This is a genomic window from Rathayibacter sp. AY1A3, assembly GCF_002930975.1.
In the GTDB taxonomy this organism is placed as follows: Bacteria; Actinomycetota; Actinomycetes; order Actinomycetales; family Microbacteriaceae; genus Rathayibacter.
This window is the reverse complement of the sequence record NZ_PSTO01000038.1, coordinates 1-18,252: the sequence shown is the minus strand read 5'-3', so window position 1 is coordinate 18,252 and position 18,252 is coordinate 1. Positions and strand designations below refer to the sequence as shown.

The following is an 18,252-nucleotide window of genomic DNA, read 5'->3' as shown; positions in this document are numbered from 1 at the left end:
CGAGCCTCGGAACTCGAGATCTCGCGGCCCGAGGCGGGAGGCGCCTCACTTTTCGGACAAGGTCGATGACCTCGCGAGGATCGGCCGGCCGCGGCGTCAGCGTTCCGGCCAGGCCTCCCACACTCGACTGAAGGGCGCGGTCAGCTGCTGCCCGTCGTGGCCGATCCTGTGATGCACCCCGACGTCGTTGCTGTAGCCGCTCGACCAGCCGAGCTCACTGCCGCTCCCGATGCGGTAGCCGACGATGATGCCGTCCTTCCCGGCGGCGATGCTCTCCTCGTAGCGGCCCGCGACGACGTCGAAGACGGTGCGCTCGAGGTCGTCCGCGAGGGCGGTCCACTCGTCGTCGCAGGCGTCGCAGCCGCAGACGGGGTAGTTGAAGCGGTGCAGTGCTCCGGCGTGGAGGAGGACACCGGGGAAGACGGTCCAGACGATCGTCAGAGGTGCGGCGTCGACCGACCGCGGCGTCACGCGGACGGCGCGGGCGGCTCAGGAGATCTCCGCTTCGTCTCGTGAGGCCAGGGCCGGGTCGTCCTCGACCGTGACGTCGTAGGTGCGCTCGAGGTGCTCGAGCAGGGCGTCCGCGACGGTGTGCAGCGGCTGGAAACGCTCGAGATCGCTCGTGACGGAGTAGCTCTCGTCCGGAGGCGACTCACCCTGCCAGCGAGTGCCGTAGGGGATGGGTCGGCCGTCCTCGCCGATGAAGACGCGGTCCGCGACTGCCGGTCGGGCGTAGTCCGTCATGGACGAGAGGGTACGACGCGAGCCGTCCCGCCGTCAGGTCGGCGACTTCCTGCCGACGGGTGCCGCGCCACCCAGCCGCACGTCCCCCTCCGGATACGCGTCGTGCGAGAAGCGCAGCCGCACGCCCGCCGCCTCCACCCGCTCGAGCACCTCGGACGTCCGCTCGTGCGCCCGCGCGTCGTCGCTGATGAACCGCGGCAGCCGGCGCAGGCGCCCGGACCAGCCGAGGAACTCCCGCCCCCACGCCGCGTCCCCGGCCACCAGCACGCGCCCCTCGACGAGCGCCCCCAGGTGCCCGCGCGCATGCCCCGGGAGCGGCACCACGAGCAGCGACCCGTCGCCGAACAGGTCGAATCCGGTCAGCCCCGCGATCGTCGTCGCGGGCTGCTCGTCCGCCACGATCCCGGCCGCGAACCACGGCGGCAGGAGCGCGCGGAAGATCCCCTCGCGCACCCGGTTCCGTCGCACGGAGGCGACCTGGCCCGAGGACAGCACGAACGTCGCGTCCGGAAACCAGCGCACACCGCCCACGTGGTCCGGGTGCAGGTGCGTGAGCACCACGAACTCCACGTCGGCCGGGGTCAGGCCGAGGGCGAGCAGCCGCTGGTCGACGGTCTCGTCGTCCGGCACCGTCGCGGGCAGGATCTGCTCGTACAGCCGTCCGATGAGGCCCGTTCCGCGGAACGTCGGCGGGTAGCCCGTGTCCACGAGCACCCGTCGGCCGCTCGCGTGCGTGTAGAGGAAGACGTTCGAGGGGAAGACGCGGCGGGGGAGCCCCCTCCCGCGGAACACCCGGGACAGCGGGAAGACGGTGCTCCCGCACGCCATCACCTGCAGCGACGACTCAGCCACGCGTCCTCCTCAGGTGCTCGCCGACCCGGCGGATGCCCTCGGCCAGCGGCACGGTCGGCTCGTAGCCGAGCTCGGTGCGCGCCCTCGTGATGTCGAGGGTCTGCGCGTAGGCGAGGGTCGCCACGGTGTAGCGGGTGAACGGCGGCTCGCGGCCGGGCAGCAGCCGGTAGACCCGCTCCAGGATCTCGGCGAGCGCGGTCAGCACGCGCAGGTCCACCCGGATGAAGCGCGGCTCCTCGCCCATCGCGGCGAAGAAGCGCTCGAGGAGGTCGCCGAGCGGAGCGGGCTCGCCGTTGGTGATGTTGTAGACGCCGCCGTCGGCCACGGGAGCGTCGGCGGCGAGCACCAGCGCGTGCGCGGCGTTCTCGACGCAGGTGATGTCGACGGGGTTCCGGCCGCCGTCGAAGAGGGGGATGCCGCGGCGGCGGCTCGCGGCGACGAAGCGGGGGAGGAGGCTGGGGTCGCCGACGCCGATCAGGCCGCGAGGGCGCAGGATCACGAGCTCGGGGATCCGGCCGGCGCGGTGCGCCTCCTGCAGCAGCCGCTCGGCCTCGATCTTGCTGCGGATGTAGAGGCTCATCCGGCTGGCGTTGTCGACCTCCTCCTCCCGCACCAGGTACTGGTGGCGCCGGGCGGAGTAGATGCTCGGCGACGAGACGAAGACGAACCGGCGGATCCCGCAGCGCTCGGCCAGCGCGATCATCGACTCCGTCCCCGCGACGTTCGCGCGCTCGAACTCGCTCCACGTGCCCCACGGGCTCGAGAGCGCCGCTGCATGCACGAGCACGTCGGCCTCGACGGTCGTCGCGCCCAGCTCGGCGAGGTCGGCGCGGAGGACCGTGGCGCCCTCCTCCTCCAGCCGCGCCAGCGCCTCGGGGGCGCGACCGGTGGCGAGCACGTCGTCGCCCGCGGTCAGGAACTCGCGCACCGCGTAGCCGCCGAGGAAGCCCGTCGCCCCGGTGATCAGCACGCGGCGCCGGCGCTCATCGGACATCGACGACCTCCAGCCCGCGCTTGCGGCCCCAGTACCAGAGCAGGATCCCCAGGTACCCGAGCGCCTTGCCCTTCCGGATCGACATCAGCACGACCGCGTGCTTGTCGAGCAGCGCCTCGCTCCGCCCGATCACCTGGCAGACCTTGAGGTGCAGCTCCAGGTCCTCGTCGGTGTCGTCGATGCTCGAGCGCGGGAAGCCGTCGACCTGGAGGTACAGCGCGGCGTCGATCGCGAGGTTGCAGCCGGCGGCCATGAACATCCGGTACCGCTGGCCGCGGCGGCGGTAGAAGACGGCCGGCGCGTGCTCCATCAGGCGGATCAGCGCGGTGCCGAGCACGCCGTCGTACCAGCGGTAGACGGCTTCGTCCCGCCGCGGGGACAGGCGGCCGCCGACGAAGCGGGCGCCGGCGCGGAGGTCGGCCTTGAGGCGCGCCACCCAGTCGGCGCTCGGCAGGCAGTCGGCGTCGGTGCGGGCGACGGCCGTCGCGCCCTCGGCGATCGCGTGGCGGAAGCCGGTGTCGGAGGCGGCTCCCGTGCCCTTCTGCGCCTCGTCGATCACGGCGACCTGCCGCTCCGGGCACCGGCGGCGGAACTCCTCGATCACGGCGCGCGAGCCGTCGGTGCTGCCGTTGTCGACGAGCAGGAGGGTGAAGTCCGGATCGGTCTGGCGGGCGAGCGCGTCGAGGGCGCCGCCGAGCAGCTTCTCCTCGTCGAGGAAGGGCACGACCACCCAGAATCCGCGCGCGTCCATCCGTCCCCCGCTCCGGGACCATGGTGTCGGCGGGGGCCCGTGCCGTCAAACCGCGCCGAACAGTGCGCGCGGAGGTACAGAGGCGCGCTATACAGGGATTCGCTCCGCACGTCCCGGGGCAGGAAGGGGCCCGCGTGCCCGACCTCCTCCCGCTCCGCATCCTCGGCACGGGCGAGGCGCTGCCCGAGCGGATCGTCACGACCGCCGAGGTCGCCGCGCTCTGCGGCCTGCCCGCCGACGAGGCCGAGCGCCGCTCCGGCGTGCGCACCCGTCACTGGGTGGCCGACGACGAGGACCCGCTGGAGCTCGGCCTGCTCGCCGCCCGCCGGGCTCTCGCGGCGGCCGGGCTCGACACGGTCGACGTGGTGCTCAACGCCTCGGGCACTCAGCTGCAGGCGATCCCGGACGGAGGCGCGCTGCTCGCGGCGGGCCTCGGCCTCGACGACGTCTCGGCGTACAGCGTCGGCGCCACCTGCCTGTCGTTCCTCTTCGCTCTGCAGGAGGCGGGGTTCCTCCTCGCCACGGGGCGCGCCGACACCGTGCTCATCGTCTCGACCGACTGCGGCAGCCGCGGCATCGACCCGGGCCAGCCCGAGAGCGCCCTGCTCTTCGGCGACGCGGCCGCCGCCGTCGTGATCGGCCGCGCCGAGACTCCGGGCCAGGGCCTGGTCACCACGCACTTCCGCACCCGCCCGAGCGGTGTGCGCCACGCGGAGCTGCGCGGCTTCGGCTCGCGGATCCGCATCGAGGAGGCGCCCGACCGGCTCGCCGACTTCCGCTTCGACATGCAGGGCAAGGCGCTGCTCGTCGACGCGCTGCGGCACTTCCCGGCGTTCCTGGAGGAGGTGCGCCCCGGCCTCTCGACCGGGCTCCCCGGCATCGACCGGGTCGTCCCGCACCAGACCAGCGCGGCCGGGCTCGAGGGCATGGCCCGCCTCTGGGGTCGCGACCGCATGACGATCACGCTCGGCGAGGTCGGCAACACGATCGGCAGCGCGATCCCGCTGGCCCTGCACCGCTCGCGCGTGCAGCCGGGGGAGTCGGTGCTGCTGGTGGGCACGGGCGCCGGCACCCACTACGGCGCGGTGGTCCTGCAGGCGTGAGGGGCGGACGGCCCGGAGGCCCCGGTCGCACGGCCGCCGCGGAGCCGGTCGCGGCGCTGCTCGCCCTCGTCGGGACGATCGGAGGGGTGGTCGCCGGTGTGCTCGCCGGGCTCGGCGCCGCCGTCAGCGGACTGCTCCTCGCCGGCTGCGCGAGCACCTACCGCAGCACATTCCTCGAGGTCCAGGATCCGCCGATCGACTGCCTCGCCGGGCCGGCGTGGCCCTTCCTCCAGTGGTTCGCCGTCGTCGGGGTCGGCGCGGTCCTCGCCTTCGCCGCCCTCGTCATCGGCGCCTACCGGCCCCGCTGGTCCGTTCCGATCAGCGTCGTCCTGGCCGCTGCGACCGCCGGATTCGCGATGCTGATGCTCCCGGGCGGCGGCGCCTAGCCGAGGAGCGAGAGGGCCGAGAGTCCGAGGAACGGCGCCATCACCACGAGGCAGACCGCGGCGGAGGGGAGGAATCCGTGGGAGGAGTCCCGCCCGCCGACCAGACGGGCGAGCAGCCCCGTGACCAGCGGCGGGAGCAGGAACAGCAGCAGCCACGGAGCCAGGACGTCCGCGGCCGGTGCCGTCCAGTCGGGCTGGTCGTCGCGGTCCAGGGGAGGGAGCCGTACGAGGAAGAACGCGGCCGTCAGGACGAGGGACGGGAGGACGGACAGGCAGGTGAGCGTGATCGCGGTGAACCTCGCCCCGTCGTCCCGGGAGTACCGGGCCCGGTCGGGATCGGGTGCCGGACCCCGGTCGGTGTCCTCGTCCCAGCCCGGACTGCTGAAGCGGATGCGTCCCATCAGGCGATCATGCCGTCTCCGGGCGGAGCCCTCGACCCGCGGAGGAGGGGCCGGTCCAGCGGCCGGACGCCGGGGCGTCACGAGGTGTACGGCCGCGGGGCGGCCACGTCGGCGGTCAGCGCTGTCCACGGAGGGCGCCGGAACCGCCCGCCCCCTCGTCACCGCCCTGACCGCCGCGACGATCGAGGCCGCGGAGGAGCACGCCGCGCGCTCCCTCGGAGGCCGCCTCGCGACGCCCCTTGTGGCCGTCCTCGATGAGGCCGCGAACGTCTGCCGGTGGAAGGACCTCCCCGACCTGTACTCCCACTACGGCTCGCGCGGAGTCCCGATCATGGCCGTGTTCCAGTCCTGGTCCCAGGGCGTCGGCGTGTTCGGCAAGGACGGCATGCTCAAGCTCTGGTCCGCCGCGAACGTGAAGCTGTACGCCGGCGGAGTCGCGGAAGGAAGACGAGTTCCTACGCACCCTCTCCGAGCTGATCGGCACCTACGACAAGGAGACCACCTCCGCCAGCTACAACAAGGGCGTCCGCTCCACCACCTCGGCGCTGCGGCGAGAGAAGATCCTCGAAGTCTCCGACCTCACCAGCATGGGCCGCGGCCGCGCCATCATGCTCTCCTCCGGCTCCCGCGCGGCCCTGGTCGACACGGTGCCCTGGTACAACGGGCCGAAGGAGCAGGTCGCCGCGATCAACGCCTCCATCGCCGCCCACGACGCCAGTAGCGGACCCGCGAACGCTGCACCCGTCTCGCCTGTCGTGACGGTGATGCCTCCGCTCGAGGCTCAGCCGGCGGCGGACGTCGATGTGGACCAGGACGCGAGTCTCCGGGGTGAGCGATGAGCGAGGAGGACCTGTTCTACGTCGACACGGATGTGTTCTCGGCTCCGATTCGACCCATCAGCCTGCACCCCGTTGAGGTGGAGGACGTGGACGAGGAGGAAGTGCCGGCGACGTACTTCGGATCCGCTGATGAGTGGGTCCGCAAGTTCCTCCGGCCCTCCTATCGACGCCGGGTGACGGCCAAGGGCCAGGCCGCCGGCGACCGGTGGGCGGCTGAGTGGTGGAGCAGCGTCGAAGCACTGACCCGCATCGAAGCCCTCTGGCGGATGTGGGAGGAGATTCGAACGAGCGCCGGGTCTTTGAGCGCCTACTGGATCAATCATTTGGATCCGCATATGCGAGTCCTACTCTCACCCAGCGGCCCCTTCGCGACGTCGACGGACGAGAACCGATCAGGCGACATGCTCCCTTACGCCGCCCCGCCGACCGGGATGTTCCCGCCGGACGCGCAGGGCTGAGGACAGCTTCCGAACGGTGTCTGATGTCTCGTCGTCATTCGTTCACGGGACATCGTCGAGCAAACCGGGAATATACCCCCCGGGGGTATGTTGAACCCCGTGGACCGACCCCGAGGAGCACCGATGACCGAGCACGCCCACGACCACAGCACGCACACCACCGCTGGCGCCACACCGTGGCGCATGGCCGCGACCGCGACCCTGCACTGCCTGACCGGATGCGCGATCGGTGAGGTCCTGGGCATGGTCATCGGCACGAGCCTCGGGCTGCACAACGCGGGCACTGTCGTGCTTTCGATCGCCCTCGCGTTCGTCTTCGGCTACGCGCTGACCATGCGCGGTGTGCTGCGCGCCGGGGTGTCCTGGCGCGCGGCGGTCGGGATCGCCCTCGCCGCCGACACTGTCTCGATCGCGGTGATGGAGATCATCGACAACACCGCGATGCTCGCCGTTCCCGGCGCGATGGACGCGGGGGTCACGAGCGGCCTGTTCTGGGGCTCTCTCATCGCCGCTCTCACTCTGGCCTTCGTGGTCACGACGCCGGTCAACCGCTGGCTGATCAGCCGCGGCAAGGGCCACGCCGTCGTGCACCACCTCCACCACTGACCCGCCGACTCGGAGAACCATCGTGAAGACCACCCGCTCCGCCGCCGTCCCCCTCTCGTCCTCGAGGACCGCGGGCGCTGCCCTTCTGGTCATCGCGACCGCGCAGCTGATGCTCGTTCTCGATGACACGATCGCGAACATCGCCCTGCCCGCCATCCAGGCGGAGCTCACCATGCGCGCGAGCACACTCCCCTGGGTGATCAACGCCTACATCCTCGCTTTCGGCGGTTTGCTTCTCTTCGGCGGCAAGCTCGGAGACCTTGCCGGGAGGCGGCGGGTGCTGCGCATCGGGCTGGTGCTGTTCACCGCCGCCTCCGTCGTCGCCGGACTCGCATGGAACCCGGAAGCGCTGATCATCGCGCGCGCCGCCCAGGGCATTGGGGCGGCACTCGCAGCCCCTAACCTGCTCGCACTGATCACGACGACCTATCCCGCAGGTGCTCCACGGGACAAGGCCCTCGCGGTCTACGCGGCGATGTCGGGCATCGGGATCACGGGCGGGCTGCTGATCGGCGGAGTCCTCGCGAGCACCCTCGGTTGGCGATCCGTGTTCCTCATCAACCTCCCGATCGGACTCGCCGTCCTCGCCGGTACCCGCACCCTCCCGGAGAGCACCCGCGGCACCGGCCGCCTGGACCTGCCGGGAGCGATCACCGCGACCCTCGGCCTCGTGTCCCTCGTCTTCGGGATCACCCAGTCCGGAGAAAACGGGTGGGACGCGCCACTCACACTCGCCGCCCTCGTGGTAGCCGCGATCGCGCTTCTCACCTTCGTCCTCCGGCAGCGGCAGGCTCGAGCGCCGATGCTTCCCCTGACGATCCTCACCGACCGCAATCGCGCCGGGTCCTATCTCGCGACCGTCGTCATTGGCGGCGGACTCATGGGCGGCTTCTACCTCCTCACCCTCTATTTGCAGAAGGTCGCCGGCCTCGACCCCCTCCTGACCGGCCTCGCGTTCATCCCGTTCAGCATCGGCATCATCGCCGGCAGCGGCGTCGGTTCCGCGCTGGCCTCGCGCGTCCCCTCCCGGCTCCTCGCTTCCGCGGGCCTGCTCCTCGGCGCAGGCGGCTTCCTCTGGCTCTCGGCCATCACTCCGGAGACCCGGTACCTCATGCACATCGCCCCGGCACTCCTGCTCACCTCGTTCGGACTCGGGAGCAGCTTCCTCATCCTTACCCTCACCGCCGTACGCGCTGTCCCCCACGAGGTCGTCGGCATCGCCTCCTCCCTCGTCAACACCGCACAGCAGGTCGGCGCCGCGCTGGGCCTCGCCGCGCTCACCGCCACCGCAGTCGCCGTCAGTGCCACCAGCGCCGACCCGACCAGTGACACAGCCCTCAGCGCCGGCTACTCCGCCGCCTTCGTCGTCGCAACGATTGCCGCCCTCGCCGCCGCTGCCCTCGTCGCGCTCACCGTCACGAAGGAGACGACCGAGACCTCACCAGCACCCGTCGCGTAAGAGGCGCTGGACGTCGCAGGACGAGCGTGAACAGAACCCGACCGTCTCGCGCCTCGACCGGTGCCATCTGAGTCGTAGCAATCTCTGGTACCCGCGGCCAGGTCGAACGAGTCACGCCGTCTGCATCGACTTCCGGGGGCTCCTTCCTTCCGTGTGAGCCGTGCCGCGTCACGACGATGCCGGGTTGGGCAGGTTCATCGTCAGGAGGTGGGATCCGTCTTCGTCGAGCTCCGCTGTGAGCGTGCCGCCGAGCAGAGCTGCGCGTTCTTGCAGCCCGAGGAGACCATGGCGTGCGCTGGGGAGGGCGAGTGGCGGACGGGTGGGAGGTCCGGCATGGAGGGAGACGGTGAAGTGGTCCGCGGTGGTGTTCGACATGAGAGTGACTTCAGCGCCGGTCGAGTGCTTCCGAGCGTTGGTCAGCCCTTCCTGAAGGAACCGGTAGACGGCTCGGTGCGCGGCGGGCGACAGGAGAGGTGGAGGCGTGAGACTTCCGTGGATGGTGAGGTCGCTACTGGCGGCCAGTTCGGCGAGTTCGTTGGAGGAGGGTTCCTTCACTCGCTCTCGAGGCTGTCCTCCCGCGTCGCGGAGCACGCCGACCATCGTCCGCAGTTCTTCAACGGTTGCTGAGGCCAGTGAGCGGATCGTGGTGGCCGTGGCGCGTGCTGTGTGGTCTGGCGAGGAGACCTGGAGTGCTCCTGCTTGGATGGCGATCAAGGTGACGTGGTGGGAGACGACATCGTGCATCTCACGCGCGAGGAGTGTCCTTTCGCGGGCGAGTGCGCTCTCGATGACGTGTGTCCGTTCCTTTTGATGAAGCCGGGTCAGTTCGTCCACCCGCTGCGCCAGGTCCTTTTTCGTGCGGATCAGAGTCCCGATGAGGACCGGCACGCCGATGTAGATGAGCGCCCAGAGGACGGTGTTGATGACGAACTCCGGGTACTCCCAGATCTGCTCGGGGATGAACCATGCGGCGGAGACGAGGGCCACCGCCCCTCCGACGCGCCAGCTGCGTCCGTCGCGGATCGTGAGGACGGTCAAGCCGATGGCGACGGGGACGAAGGCTTCTCCCCAGATGAATCCCGGCAAGGACAGGAGGATCAGGGCGAGGGGGTAACGATGCCGGAGAGGTATTGCGGCCGCCGCAGTGAGGCCCGAGGCGACGATCCACGGGGTGGCCCAGAACAGGAAGGGCAGCTGCGAGAGCACGCCGACCGCTACGAGCAGGACGTCGACGCCGTACCGGGCTGCGAGAGTCGTCGTCTTCACTCTCCGCGGCGGTGCAGCGGTTCGGTCCGTACGGCGCCGCTTGTTCGGAGGTTCGCTCACTGTTGCACCGTAGGCCATGCGGTACGGGTCGACGTTCGATCGGGTCGACGACGGTCACATCGTCGGCATCCGTGAGAGTCGACTGCGTGCCTTCGCCGCCGGTCCTGCCCGAACGCCTGGGAAGGGACCCGCCCGGCGTGCGAGACCCGCGAGCGCTGATCTCACAGGCCGTTGCAGTCGGCGGCTGTTCGTCCTGCCGTTGACCATCTCGATTCGGACAGGTGAGCGGGGCGAGTGAATCAGGACGTGACGAGGCCGGCGCGGGCCGCGACGAGTGCAGCACGCACCCTGTTGGGTGCGCCGAGGGCAGTGAGCACAGCGCTGACGTCGTCCTTCACTGCCCCCAGACTCATGGTCAAACTCTTCGCGATGGCACGGTTGGTCGAGCCCTCGGCCATGAGCCGCAGCACTTCGCGCTCGCGCGGTCGAAGCGACTCGACCCGAGCGCGAGCGTCGAAATCGACGGAGGCCGCGGCAAGGCAAGCCCGCCCCACCCCCGGAGCGAGCACCGTTCCGCCGCACGCCAGAACATGCACCATCGAGACGAGCGCCGCGGGATCGATGTTCTTGAGCAAGAAGCCAGCGGCGCCGCCCATCAGCGCCGCCGAGAGCAGATCGTCGCGGTCGAAAGTCGTGAGCATCGCGACGATCGGAGGGTCGGGCTCTGCGCGCAGCGCGTGCAGAACCTGCAACCCATCGATGTCGCGCATCTGAACGTCCAGCAGCACCACATCGGGCCGGAACTCGCGGACCGCGGTGATCGCTGAGACGCCTGTGACGGCTGCGACCACCTCCACGCCCTCACCTGCATCGAGGATCAGTGAGAGTCCAGAGCGGACGAGGGCCTCGTCATCGACGATGAGCACGGAGATCACTCGCTCATCATCTCGACTCGCGGCGGTGAAACATGGCGCTCTGCTGCAAAGCGGCCGACCGGCTGGAGATTCCTCCTCCTCCGGGCGGAGAGACCGCCGGAAGCGCTGCACGAGCCACTCGGCGAAAGAAACGGGAAGCTCACCCGCTTGGGGTTGCCGCATCCGACAGTCGATCCTGCTGAACGTGTTGAGCACGTCCACTCGGCAGTCAGGTGGCGGCTCCTTCCATGCCGATGGCTGATGCGCACACTCCTTCAGCACGTTTTACTCGGTCCGGCGCGACAGGCGCGTCCTTGCCGCGCAATGACGGAGTATCCAACGGTGGAATCGGTTCTGAACAGAGTGGTGATCGCGATCACGGCGGTGTGCGCGATCATCGGCGCTCCGCTGGTACCCGCTTATGCGGCGCCGTCGGTCGGGCTGGCGGCCTCGTCGACGTCCGCATCTCGCTGGCCCACGGCGAGCTCGGACGCGGATGAGGTCGTGGACGTCCTCGCCTCCGTCTCAACGAGGACTTCTGACTTGCAGGACGTCGACCCCGCCTCGGCGGCGACCTCTCTCGCGCCGGGAAGTTCGTCGAGCGAGAGCATGCTGCTGAGTCAGGCCGCTGAAGCGTCTGTCCCGGCTGCAGGACAGAATCCTCTGACGGTGGACCTGCAGGCCGTTCACGATGCGGTGGAAGTCAGCGTCTCCGAAACGGACATCGAAGTCATCGACAACGGCGACGGCTCGACCCACTAGGCGGTCGACGGATCGACCGTCACTCAGACCGTGGACCAGCGCGGGTGAGGGCCAGTACCCGATCACCGCCGACCCTCGGCTGGGACAGCGCCTCTTCTCATCCGAGACCGTCAACCGAAGGAAGGCCTTGCAGGTGCGGCCGGTCTTCTCCGGCCGATCGTGGGGCGTCGCCATGGGACTCGGGAACGCCGGCTTCACCATCATGAGTACCGCGGGATGGGAAGAGTTCGCCTCGTCCTGGTCAGCAGTGAGGAACAGTTGAAGCATGTACCCGCAGTACCAGTGCCACGTACTCCGGGGCCGCGTCATCATCGGCGCAGGCATCCACTGGGACCTCGAAGCGGCCCGCCCCGCCAACGCGAACTGGGCCAGCGTTTTCAGCCACCAGTGCAACTGGTGAGCGCTGTGCCCGCCATATCACTCCGCCGCAGGTCTCTCGCCCTCGTGGCAGCCGGATTTCTTGCCGGCGTGGTGATCACGAGCGGTGTCGCCTGGACAGCAGATCGACTCATCGATAACGACCGCCACGGCCTCACTCTGAACGACGTGATCCACGACGGAGTACCAGGATTCACAGGCGACTCGGTCCCCAGTACCGAGGCATGCGGCGACCGCCGAGGATGCGTCGAAGCGATCACAGGCGACGGCGTCTCCCTCTATCGATTCGACACGCTCGACCACGCACGACAGGACGTCATCTACAGCGACGCCGACTTCTACCGATCCGACCGCTTCGTACTCGAGTTCGACGGAACCCTGACCGCTGAACAGCGTTACCAGCTGCTGCAAGCAGTCGAAGGAGCATGGACAGGAAGTGACGACTGACACGGCTGGGAAGCCTTTGCGCGCGTCCTCCGCCGCACCCCTCGCGTTGGAGGCGGGAATCGACGGCGCCGGTTCACGTCCGGGAACGGTGCCGACTCACTCGGCCGCCGGGGAGGGACCGGCGCCGGAGCACGATGCCGGCACGGGGACCGCGTCGTCGCTGTCGATGCGGGGCACGGTTCCGGCCCAGTCGTTCATCGCGTCGAGCACGGGCCGCAGACCGTGACCGACCGGAGTCAGCTCGTACTCGACCCGCGGAGGGATTTCCGGGTAGGCGGTGCGCGTGACCAGCCCGTACGTCTCAAAGCGCCGCAACCGGTTGGTCAGGGTGTGTGCGCTCACTCCCGGCAGCGCCTTCATCAGGTCGCCGAACCGCATCGGGCCACTCAGGAGCTCGCGGACGACGAGCGTCGCCCAGGGGCCGTCCAGGAGAGTGAGGAAGCGCGCTATCCCGCACTCGGGCCACTGATCAGCGGAGAACGACATCGAATCGGCCCTCTCATCATTACTGCAGTTGACGTAACCGGTGCAACGCCTGCAGTAATACTCTCATGACCTACATCGTTCACGGAGCGACCGGTGCGCAGGGCGCTCCCGTCGCCGCCGCCCTCCTCCGTTCCGGCAAGACCGTCACCGCAGCCGTCCGCACCCCCGGTGCCTTCACTGCTGGACCCGCCGTCGCTGTCGACGCCTCCGACGTCGACAGCCTCGTCGCGGCCTACAGCGGTGCCGAGGGCGTCTTCATCCATCTGGCTCTGGGATCTCCGACGCAGCAGCTCGAGCACGCTCGTACGATCGCCGCGGCTGTCGACCGGGCCCGCCCCGCGCGAGTGGTCTTCTCGACCAGCGGCTACCCGCTCGGGGAGACGGACGACAGCCCGCACGGGGTCCTCGCGCGTGGGCTCGCCGCGACGGGCATCCCGACCGCGGTCCTCGCGCCCCGCCTCTACCTGGAGAACCTCCTCCTCCCGCCGGTGATCGCCTCTGTCCGGGAGCAGGCTGTCCTCCCGTATCCGATCCGGGAGGACTTCCGCGTGTCCTGGAGTTCGCACCTCGACGTCGCCGACGCTGCCGTGCACTTGTTCGAGCGGAGCGACGTCTCCGGCGTCGTCGCCGTCGGCGCTCTGCCCGGACTCCTCGGCGAGGATCTCGCTGCCGGCTTCACCCGCTACTTCGGGAAGGACGTGGTCTTCCACGCGCAGACCCCCGACGAGTTCGGCGCGATGACGATCCCCTTGTTCGGTGAGCAGGGGATGACTCCCGTGATCGACTCGTATCGCTGGCGCGCCACGCAGCCGGACGAACTGATCGAGGAGGCGCGTAGTGCGCAGGTCCTGCTGGACCTCTCGCCGCGCACGGTGGAGCAGTGGCTGCGGGACCTCGACGCCTGAGCAGTTGATCATGCGGTGACGGACGTCGCGGCGCTGCGGGGCGGCGGCGCGTCATCCGGTGAGGCAGGGCCCGTTCACCCATGTCAGGCGGCATCACCGCGCCAGGACGCGGGGTGGCATCAAGTGACTCCACTTCGACGCCGGCATTGCCGCCCCTCTGCTGGGGAATCGTCGAAGAATGTCCTCGGTCCTCCTGCCTGCACCCTCGCTCGATGCTCGGGCGGCTGCGTGACGTCGGGGCCGCCCCGGAGGGAGGCCGCTCTCAGCGAGCAGGCCTCCCTCCGGTGCGTCCGGCATCAGCGGCGCAACGCCGCATCGAGTGCGTCGCGGATGTCCTCCACGCGCTGGACGTCGAGTAGCTCGCCGTCGACGAGGATCGACGGTGTGCCCCGCACGCCGAGCTCCCGACCGGCGTCGAAGTCGTAGCGGACCCGCTGGAGGGTCGACGGGTCGGCCACGTCGGCGTCGTACTGCTCCATGTCGAGGCCGATCTCTCGGGCGAGCTCGCGGAAGACCGCGGCCTGCGGTTCGCTGCTGCCGGCCCACTCGGGGTGGGTGTCGAACATCCGCTGGTAGAGGTCCTCGAAGCGGTGCTGGCGTGCGGCCGCCTCGACGGCGACCGCGGAGGCCTCGCCGCTCGCGTGCGACGGGAGCGGGAAGTAGCGCACGGCGAACGTGACGCGAGCCGCGTAGTCCTCCCGGAGCTCCTCGATGCCAGGATGCAGAGCCGCGCAGGACGGGCACTCGAAGTCGAGGAATTGGACGAGGGTGACCGCTCCGTTCCCGGCGTCGTCCAGGACGTGGCTGTTCGGGGCGAGGGCGGTCGTCGGTGCCTCGCTCGACGGCGAGAACGGGCGCAGGACTGCGAGTGCGACGACGAGTGCGACGACGGCGAGAAGGGCCGAGGAGGCGGCGAGGACGATCTTCGTACGGGTGCTCATGAGAGAGCCTCTCTGCTGGTGGGGCGTGCTGATGAGGGGGAGGACGGAGCGCGCAGTCTCATGGCGCGGACTCCGGGTCCGTCGGGGACAGTGCGCTGGGCGGTCCGACGGGGGGTGCCGGCACGCTCGGCCGCTGCGAGCCCGTGCTGCGCGCCTCCAGGACGCCGAGTCGGTCGTTGTACTGCGAGAGCTCGGCCTCGCCGTCCCGGTCGGCGCGGCGGTCGTAGCGGCGCGCTGCGCGCTCGTCGGAGCGCATCCACTGGGTGAGGACCACGAGGGCGATGAGGACCATCGGCAGCTCGCCGGCGCTCCAGGCGATGCCTCCGCCGACGCCCTGGTCCGCGAGGAGGGCGGTGGTGTCGGTGTAGTCCATCGCCGTCCACCAGTCCTCGCCGAGGACCGTGGTCTGGGACATGATCGCCAGGCCGAAGAAGGCGTGGAAGGCGAGGGTCGCGAGCATCACCAGGAGCCGGAGGACGTGGCCCGGCCGAGCGGGCCCGGGGTCGACTCCGATCAGGACCCAGAAGAAGAGGTAGCCGGTAGCGAGGAAGTGCACGGTCATGAGCACGTGGCCCTGGTGGAAGAACATCGCCCACTCGAACCAGCCCGTGTAGTAGAAGGCCACGAGGCTCCCCGCGAACAGCACGGCGGCGACCGGGGCGGAGGAGAGGACGCGCAGGTAGCGGGAGTGCACCAGCGCGAGGACCCACTCCCGCAACCCTCTGCCGCCGCCGCCCCGCACGGGCAGGACGCGCAGCGCCAGGAGCACCGGACCGCCGAGGACGAGCAGCGGCGGGACGACCATCATCAGCAGCATGTGCTGGATCATGTGGGTGCTGAAGTGCACCTGCCCGTATACGCCGGGACCGCCGCTCGTCGTCCATGCGAGCACCGCGCAGCCGACGACCCAGGCGAGCGTTCGCCCGAGAGGCCACGCGTCGCCGCGTCGGCGGAGCCGATCGACGCCGACGAGGTAGAGCACCGCGCCGACTGCTGCGATCGCGAGCCAGACGGCGTCGATGTGCCACTGGGTGAGCATCCGCCACGGAGTCGCTTCGGGCGGGTACGGGAATCCGAGCAGCCCGCGGCGGGCATCGCCGACGACGGGGTCCTGGGGCACGGGTGGGGCGCTGTTCGACAGTGCGACCGAGACGCCGATGGTGAGCGCCATGACGACCAGCTCGCCCACGGCGATGATCGTGAAGGCCCGTCGGTCGGAGGGGTCCTCACGCAGCCGGGGCAGCACCCGGAGGCGGTGCCACGCGCCCGCGCCGCCGAGCGCGAGCAGCGCTGCGGCCTTCACCAGCAGCAGCTGCCCGTACGGGGTCGCGAGATCCGCCGGGCCTTCCACGCGGAGCGACGCGTTGACGAGTCCCGAGAACGCGACGGCGCCGAACGCCCAGCCCGCGAGGACGGAGTAGCGCGACGCGACCACTCCGATCTCGGCTCCGACCGCTCGGCGCAGCAGGACGATCGCGACGAGCCCACCGGCCCAGGCGGTCACTCCGACCAGGTGCACGGCGACGCTGTTGACCGCGTTCGCGTGCTCGTCGGAGCCGGAGGCGTGCCCCGACAGTGCGAGCGGGAGCAGCGCGAGAACCGCCAGGGCGTTCGCGGCGGCCACCCAGGCGAGACGCCGGGCCAGCATCGTGATCAGCAGCACTGCCGTCGCACAGCCGATCGAAGTGACGAGCGTCTGCCCGAGTTCGAGCTCGGTGGCGTAGAAGAGGAACTGCGTCCGGAACCCCGGACTGTCCAGCGGCTGCCCGATCGCGTTCGCCGCAGTGAAGACCAGCACCGCGATCGCCGACGCGACCCAGATGGCGGCCGCCCAGCGCGCCCACCGCAGGGCCCGGTCCTGCGAGTACGAGACCACTCCGGGGGCGATGCGCTGACCGGGCAGGAGGAAGACCGCCGCGGTGAGCAGCCCGATGGTGAGCGTCGCGGCGATGTCGTGCACGGCTCGGGAGGCGGGCAGGCCCTGCCTGACGAGTTCGCCGGGGTCGATGAGCAGCGGCGGCTCGGCGGCTCGCGTCATCGTCAGTGCCAGCAGAGTGATCGTGACCGCGGCGGGGACCGCCAGCAGGAGGACCGTCTCGACCGGTGGGATCGTGACGGTGACGGGATGGGGTGCGGGAAAGTCGTCGGTGCTCGATGTGTGCGCCACAGGGGCGGCTCCCTTCGAGAGCGGTCCGCGAGGGCACCGCTCATCGGCTCCTGAGCGCCCGGGGGAGGACGCGCGGGAGTTGTCTCCGAGGACGCCGGCCGCCCGCGCTCGGACGGCCCGATCGTGTCGGGCGTGCAGGCGCAGCGGCCGTGCACCGATGCGGGGAGTCCGCTGCCCGGTGCGCGTCAGGGGTCAGGAGGCGGGAGGAGCCGGCGGACCGCGTCGAGGGGAGGTGTCAGGAGACGTTCCCGCAGCGACCGGGAGGATGTCGCGCAGCTCGAACGCCCGGGCCGTCGCCGGCGCCGGAGCGGGCGCGGTGAGGAGGACGAGCGGTGCGAACCGGGCGGCCGCGTGCACCGTTGTCTGCGCCACGGCGAGGAGCAGGGTCTCGCCGCGGTGCAGGACGGCGATCGTCACCACCGCGGCGACGGCGTGCGAGAACTGCATGGACGCATGACTTGCCGATGCCGCGGCGATCCCGCTGACATCGACAGTGGTGAGGTGCTGCGCATGCCCGCCGATGCCCGCCGAACCGGAGGCTCCGAGCTGGAAGAGCGAGTGGAAGAGGAGCTGGCTCGCCCCCACCGAGAGCGACACGCGCAGGAGCGAGAGCCGACGGCCCGCGAGAGCCGTGCAGATCAGCACGGACAGCACCAGCGGCGCGAGGACGCCGAAAGGACCGGGAGCGTCCCCGCCGCCGACGACGTGCGAGAACAGAGCCGTGAAGGTGGCCACCACCGCCGCTGCGAGACCCCGGAGGGTGCGCAGCTGACGGGAGGCGGACATCTGCTCAGTGTCGCAGATGGCTACGAGGCCGGCTTCGGGAAGTCACGACCTTCGAGCTCCTCCTCGAGGAGGATCAGCTGGAGCTGTGCCGGGTTGCTTGCCGCAGTTGACGGTCGCCCGGTGAAGGGGGAGATGCATTCCGGGAAGCGGTGATCCGCGTTGTATTCATGTCGTTGTTCACGGTAACATCGCACAATTCCGTCGTTCACAAGGATGTGACATGCGCCGTTCCCGTCGTACCGCCCTGCTCTCCGGAGCCGTCTGCGGACTGCTCCTCGCCTCCGGGCTCGTCGCGAGCGGAGGGGCGGCCTCGGCCGCGACGCCGCCCGCCCCCGCGGCCCACTACCCGCTGAGCACCGACCTCGTCGACACCGCCGGCGACTACGACGGCCGCGCGGTCGGCGCCGTGACCTGGGCCGACGGACTCACCCTGCCCGGCGGCTCCGGCACGGGCCCCCACGCGAGCCTCCCCGCGACGGTCGTCACCGACCAGGGCGAGGACCTCACGGTCTCGACCTGGGTGAAGCGCGAGGTGCCGAACGGCAACTACTCCGCCCTCTTCTTCGGCACCGCGGCGAACCCCGACGTACCGACGAACTACTGGCTC

The 18,252-nt window shown here is 70.4% G+C and carries 21 protein-coding genes and 2 pseudogenes; 12 read left to right on the top strand and 11 right to left on the bottom strand.

Features of this window, described 5'->3' with window-relative positions:
* Positions 1–96: 96 nt before the first annotated feature.
* From C5C10_RS18280 to C5C10_RS14700, 4 genes and pseudogenes are all read right to left on the bottom strand, one after another.
* Positions 97–744, bottom strand: a pseudogene (locus C5C10_RS18280) (DUF6226 family protein).
* A 33-nt stretch (positions 745–777) separates the two neighbouring features.
* The gene (locus C5C10_RS14710) at positions 778–1,596 is read right to left on the bottom strand and encodes an MBL fold metallo-hydrolase (protein ID WP_104329626.1); all 819 of its coding nucleotides are present in this window, start codon (positions 1,594–1,596) and stop codon (positions 778–780) included.
* On the bottom strand, positions 1,589–2,590 hold the full coding sequence (locus C5C10_RS14705) for an NAD(P)-dependent oxidoreductase (protein WP_104329625.1): 1,002 nt from the start codon (positions 2,588–2,590) through the stop codon (positions 1,589–1,591). Before C5C10_RS14705 ends, C5C10_RS14710 begins: the two co-directional genes overlap by 8 nt.
* Positions 2,580–3,341 (bottom strand): glycosyltransferase family A protein, encoded by a 762-nt coding sequence (locus C5C10_RS14700; RefSeq protein ID WP_104329624.1) that lies wholly within the window; start codon positions 3,339–3,341, stop codon positions 2,580–2,582. The genes C5C10_RS14705 and C5C10_RS14700 overlap by 11 nt, the downstream gene beginning before the upstream one ends.
* Before the next feature lie 134 nt (positions 3,342–3,475).
* On the opposite strand from C5C10_RS14700, the gene C5C10_RS14695 reads away from it, so the two are divergent.
* Both C5C10_RS14695 and C5C10_RS14690 read left to right on the top strand, forming a co-directional pair.
* Positions 3,476–4,444 carry a 3-oxoacyl-ACP synthase III family protein gene (locus tag C5C10_RS14695; protein ID WP_219813275.1) on the top strand — a complete coding sequence of 323 codons (969 nt, stop codon included), beginning with the start codon at positions 3,476–3,478 and terminating at the stop codon, positions 4,442–4,444.
* On the top strand, positions 4,441–4,830 hold the full coding sequence (locus C5C10_RS14690) for a hypothetical protein (protein ID WP_104329622.1): 390 nt from the start codon (positions 4,441–4,443) through the stop codon (positions 4,828–4,830). Before C5C10_RS14695 ends, C5C10_RS14690 begins: the two co-directional genes overlap by 4 nt.
* Here C5C10_RS14690 and C5C10_RS14685 read toward each other — a convergent pair.
* A complete protein-coding gene (locus tag C5C10_RS14685) occupies positions 4,827–5,231 on the bottom strand; it encodes a hypothetical protein (RefSeq protein WP_104329621.1) in 405 nt (134 codons plus the stop codon). The two genes, C5C10_RS14690 and C5C10_RS14685, sit on opposite strands and share 4 nt — an antisense overlap.
* Between C5C10_RS14685 and C5C10_RS18275 the strand changes: the two are divergent.
* The 5 genes and pseudogenes from C5C10_RS18275 to C5C10_RS14665 form a co-directional block, all read left to right on the top strand.
* Positions 5,221–5,607 (top strand): annotated as a pseudogene (locus C5C10_RS18275) (TraM recognition domain-containing protein); the annotation flags it as partial. The gene C5C10_RS14685 and the pseudogene C5C10_RS18275 sit on opposite strands and share 11 nt — an antisense overlap.
* A gap of 211 nt (positions 5,608–5,818) precedes the next feature.
* Positions 5,819–6,070, top strand: coding sequence for a hypothetical protein (locus tag C5C10_RS18270; RefSeq protein WP_258060611.1), 252 nt, complete (start codon positions 5,819–5,821; stop codon positions 6,068–6,070).
* On the top strand, positions 6,067–6,528 hold the full coding sequence (locus C5C10_RS14675; RefSeq protein ID WP_104329620.1) for a DUF4913 domain-containing protein: 462 nt from the start codon (positions 6,067–6,069) through the stop codon (positions 6,526–6,528). Before C5C10_RS18270 ends, C5C10_RS14675 begins: the two co-directional genes overlap by 4 nt.
* Positions 6,529–6,651: 123 nt before the next feature.
* Positions 6,652–7,134, top strand: coding sequence for a DUF4396 domain-containing protein (locus tag C5C10_RS14670; RefSeq protein WP_104329619.1), 483 nt, complete (start codon positions 6,652–6,654; stop codon positions 7,132–7,134).
* 22 nt (positions 7,135–7,156) lie between these two features.
* Positions 7,157–8,593, top strand: coding sequence for an MFS transporter (locus C5C10_RS14665; RefSeq protein ID WP_104329618.1), 1,437 nt, complete (start codon positions 7,157–7,159; stop codon positions 8,591–8,593).
* Between the two features lie 168 nt (positions 8,594–8,761).
* On the opposite strand, the gene C5C10_RS14660 is transcribed toward C5C10_RS14665, so the two are convergent.
* Entirely contained in the window at positions 8,762–9,799 is a 1,038-nt protein-coding gene (locus C5C10_RS14660) for a sensor histidine kinase (RefSeq protein WP_181073477.1), read from the bottom strand.
* Positions 9,800–10,158: 359 nt separating this feature from the next.
* Positions 10,159–10,794: a response regulator transcription factor gene (locus C5C10_RS14655; protein ID WP_219813274.1), complete on the bottom strand. Its 636-nt coding sequence runs from the start codon at positions 10,792–10,794 to the stop codon at positions 10,159–10,161.
* Positions 10,795–11,115: 321 nt separating this feature from the next.
* Here C5C10_RS14655 and C5C10_RS14650 point away from each other — a divergent pair, with 321 nt between their 5' ends.
* The 3 genes from C5C10_RS14650 (at position 11,116) to C5C10_RS14645 (ending at position 12,360) form a co-directional block, all read left to right on the top strand.
* The gene (locus tag C5C10_RS14650; RefSeq protein WP_146082179.1) at positions 11,116–11,535 is read left to right on the top strand and encodes a hypothetical protein; all 420 of its coding nucleotides are present in this window, start codon (positions 11,116–11,118) and stop codon (positions 11,533–11,535) included.
* Positions 11,536–11,800: 265 nt separating this feature from the next.
* Positions 11,801–11,935 (top strand): hypothetical protein, encoded by a 135-nt coding sequence (locus C5C10_RS18265; protein ID WP_258060610.1) that lies wholly within the window; start codon positions 11,801–11,803, stop codon positions 11,933–11,935.
* Positions 11,932–12,360, top strand: coding sequence for a hypothetical protein (locus C5C10_RS14645; RefSeq protein ID WP_146082178.1), 429 nt, complete (start codon positions 11,932–11,934; stop codon positions 12,358–12,360). The genes C5C10_RS18265 and C5C10_RS14645 overlap by 4 nt, the downstream gene beginning before the upstream one ends.
* Before the next feature lie 96 nt (positions 12,361–12,456).
* Here the strand turns inward: C5C10_RS14645 and C5C10_RS14640 are convergent, their stop codons facing one another.
* Positions 12,457–12,846 (bottom strand): helix-turn-helix domain-containing protein, encoded by a 390-nt coding sequence (locus tag C5C10_RS14640; RefSeq protein ID WP_104329614.1) that lies wholly within the window; start codon positions 12,844–12,846, stop codon positions 12,457–12,459.
* A 65-nt stretch (positions 12,847–12,911) separates the two neighbouring features.
* Between C5C10_RS14640 and C5C10_RS14635 the strand changes: the two genes are divergently transcribed.
* A complete protein-coding gene (locus C5C10_RS14635) occupies positions 12,912–13,751 on the top strand; it encodes an SDR family oxidoreductase (RefSeq protein ID WP_104329613.1) in 840 nt (279 codons plus the stop codon).
* Positions 13,752–14,047: 296 nt separating this feature from the next.
* Here C5C10_RS14635 and C5C10_RS14630 read toward each other — a convergent pair whose 3' ends face one another.
* The 3 genes from C5C10_RS14630 to C5C10_RS14620 form a co-directional block, all read right to left on the bottom strand.
* Positions 14,048–14,692 carry a thioredoxin domain-containing protein gene (locus tag C5C10_RS14630; RefSeq protein WP_104329612.1) on the bottom strand — a complete coding sequence of 215 codons (645 nt, stop codon included), beginning with the start codon at positions 14,690–14,692 and terminating at the stop codon, positions 14,048–14,050.
* Between the two features lie 58 nt (positions 14,693–14,750).
* Positions 14,751–16,859: a bifunctional copper resistance protein CopD/cytochrome c oxidase assembly protein gene (locus tag C5C10_RS14625; protein ID WP_258060609.1), complete on the bottom strand. Its 2,109-nt coding sequence runs from the start codon at positions 16,857–16,859 to the stop codon at positions 14,751–14,753.
* A 192-nt stretch (positions 16,860–17,051) separates the two neighbouring features.
* Positions 17,052–17,645 carry a hypothetical protein gene (locus tag C5C10_RS14620; RefSeq protein WP_104329611.1) on the bottom strand — a complete coding sequence of 198 codons (594 nt, stop codon included), beginning with the start codon at positions 17,643–17,645 and terminating at the stop codon, positions 17,052–17,054.
* A gap of 220 nt (positions 17,646–17,865) precedes the next feature.
* Between C5C10_RS14620 and C5C10_RS14615 the strand changes: the two genes are divergently transcribed.
* The coding region (locus C5C10_RS14615) for a hypothetical protein (RefSeq protein ID WP_374953355.1) at positions 17,866–18,252 on the top strand (387 nt) is incomplete at its 3' end.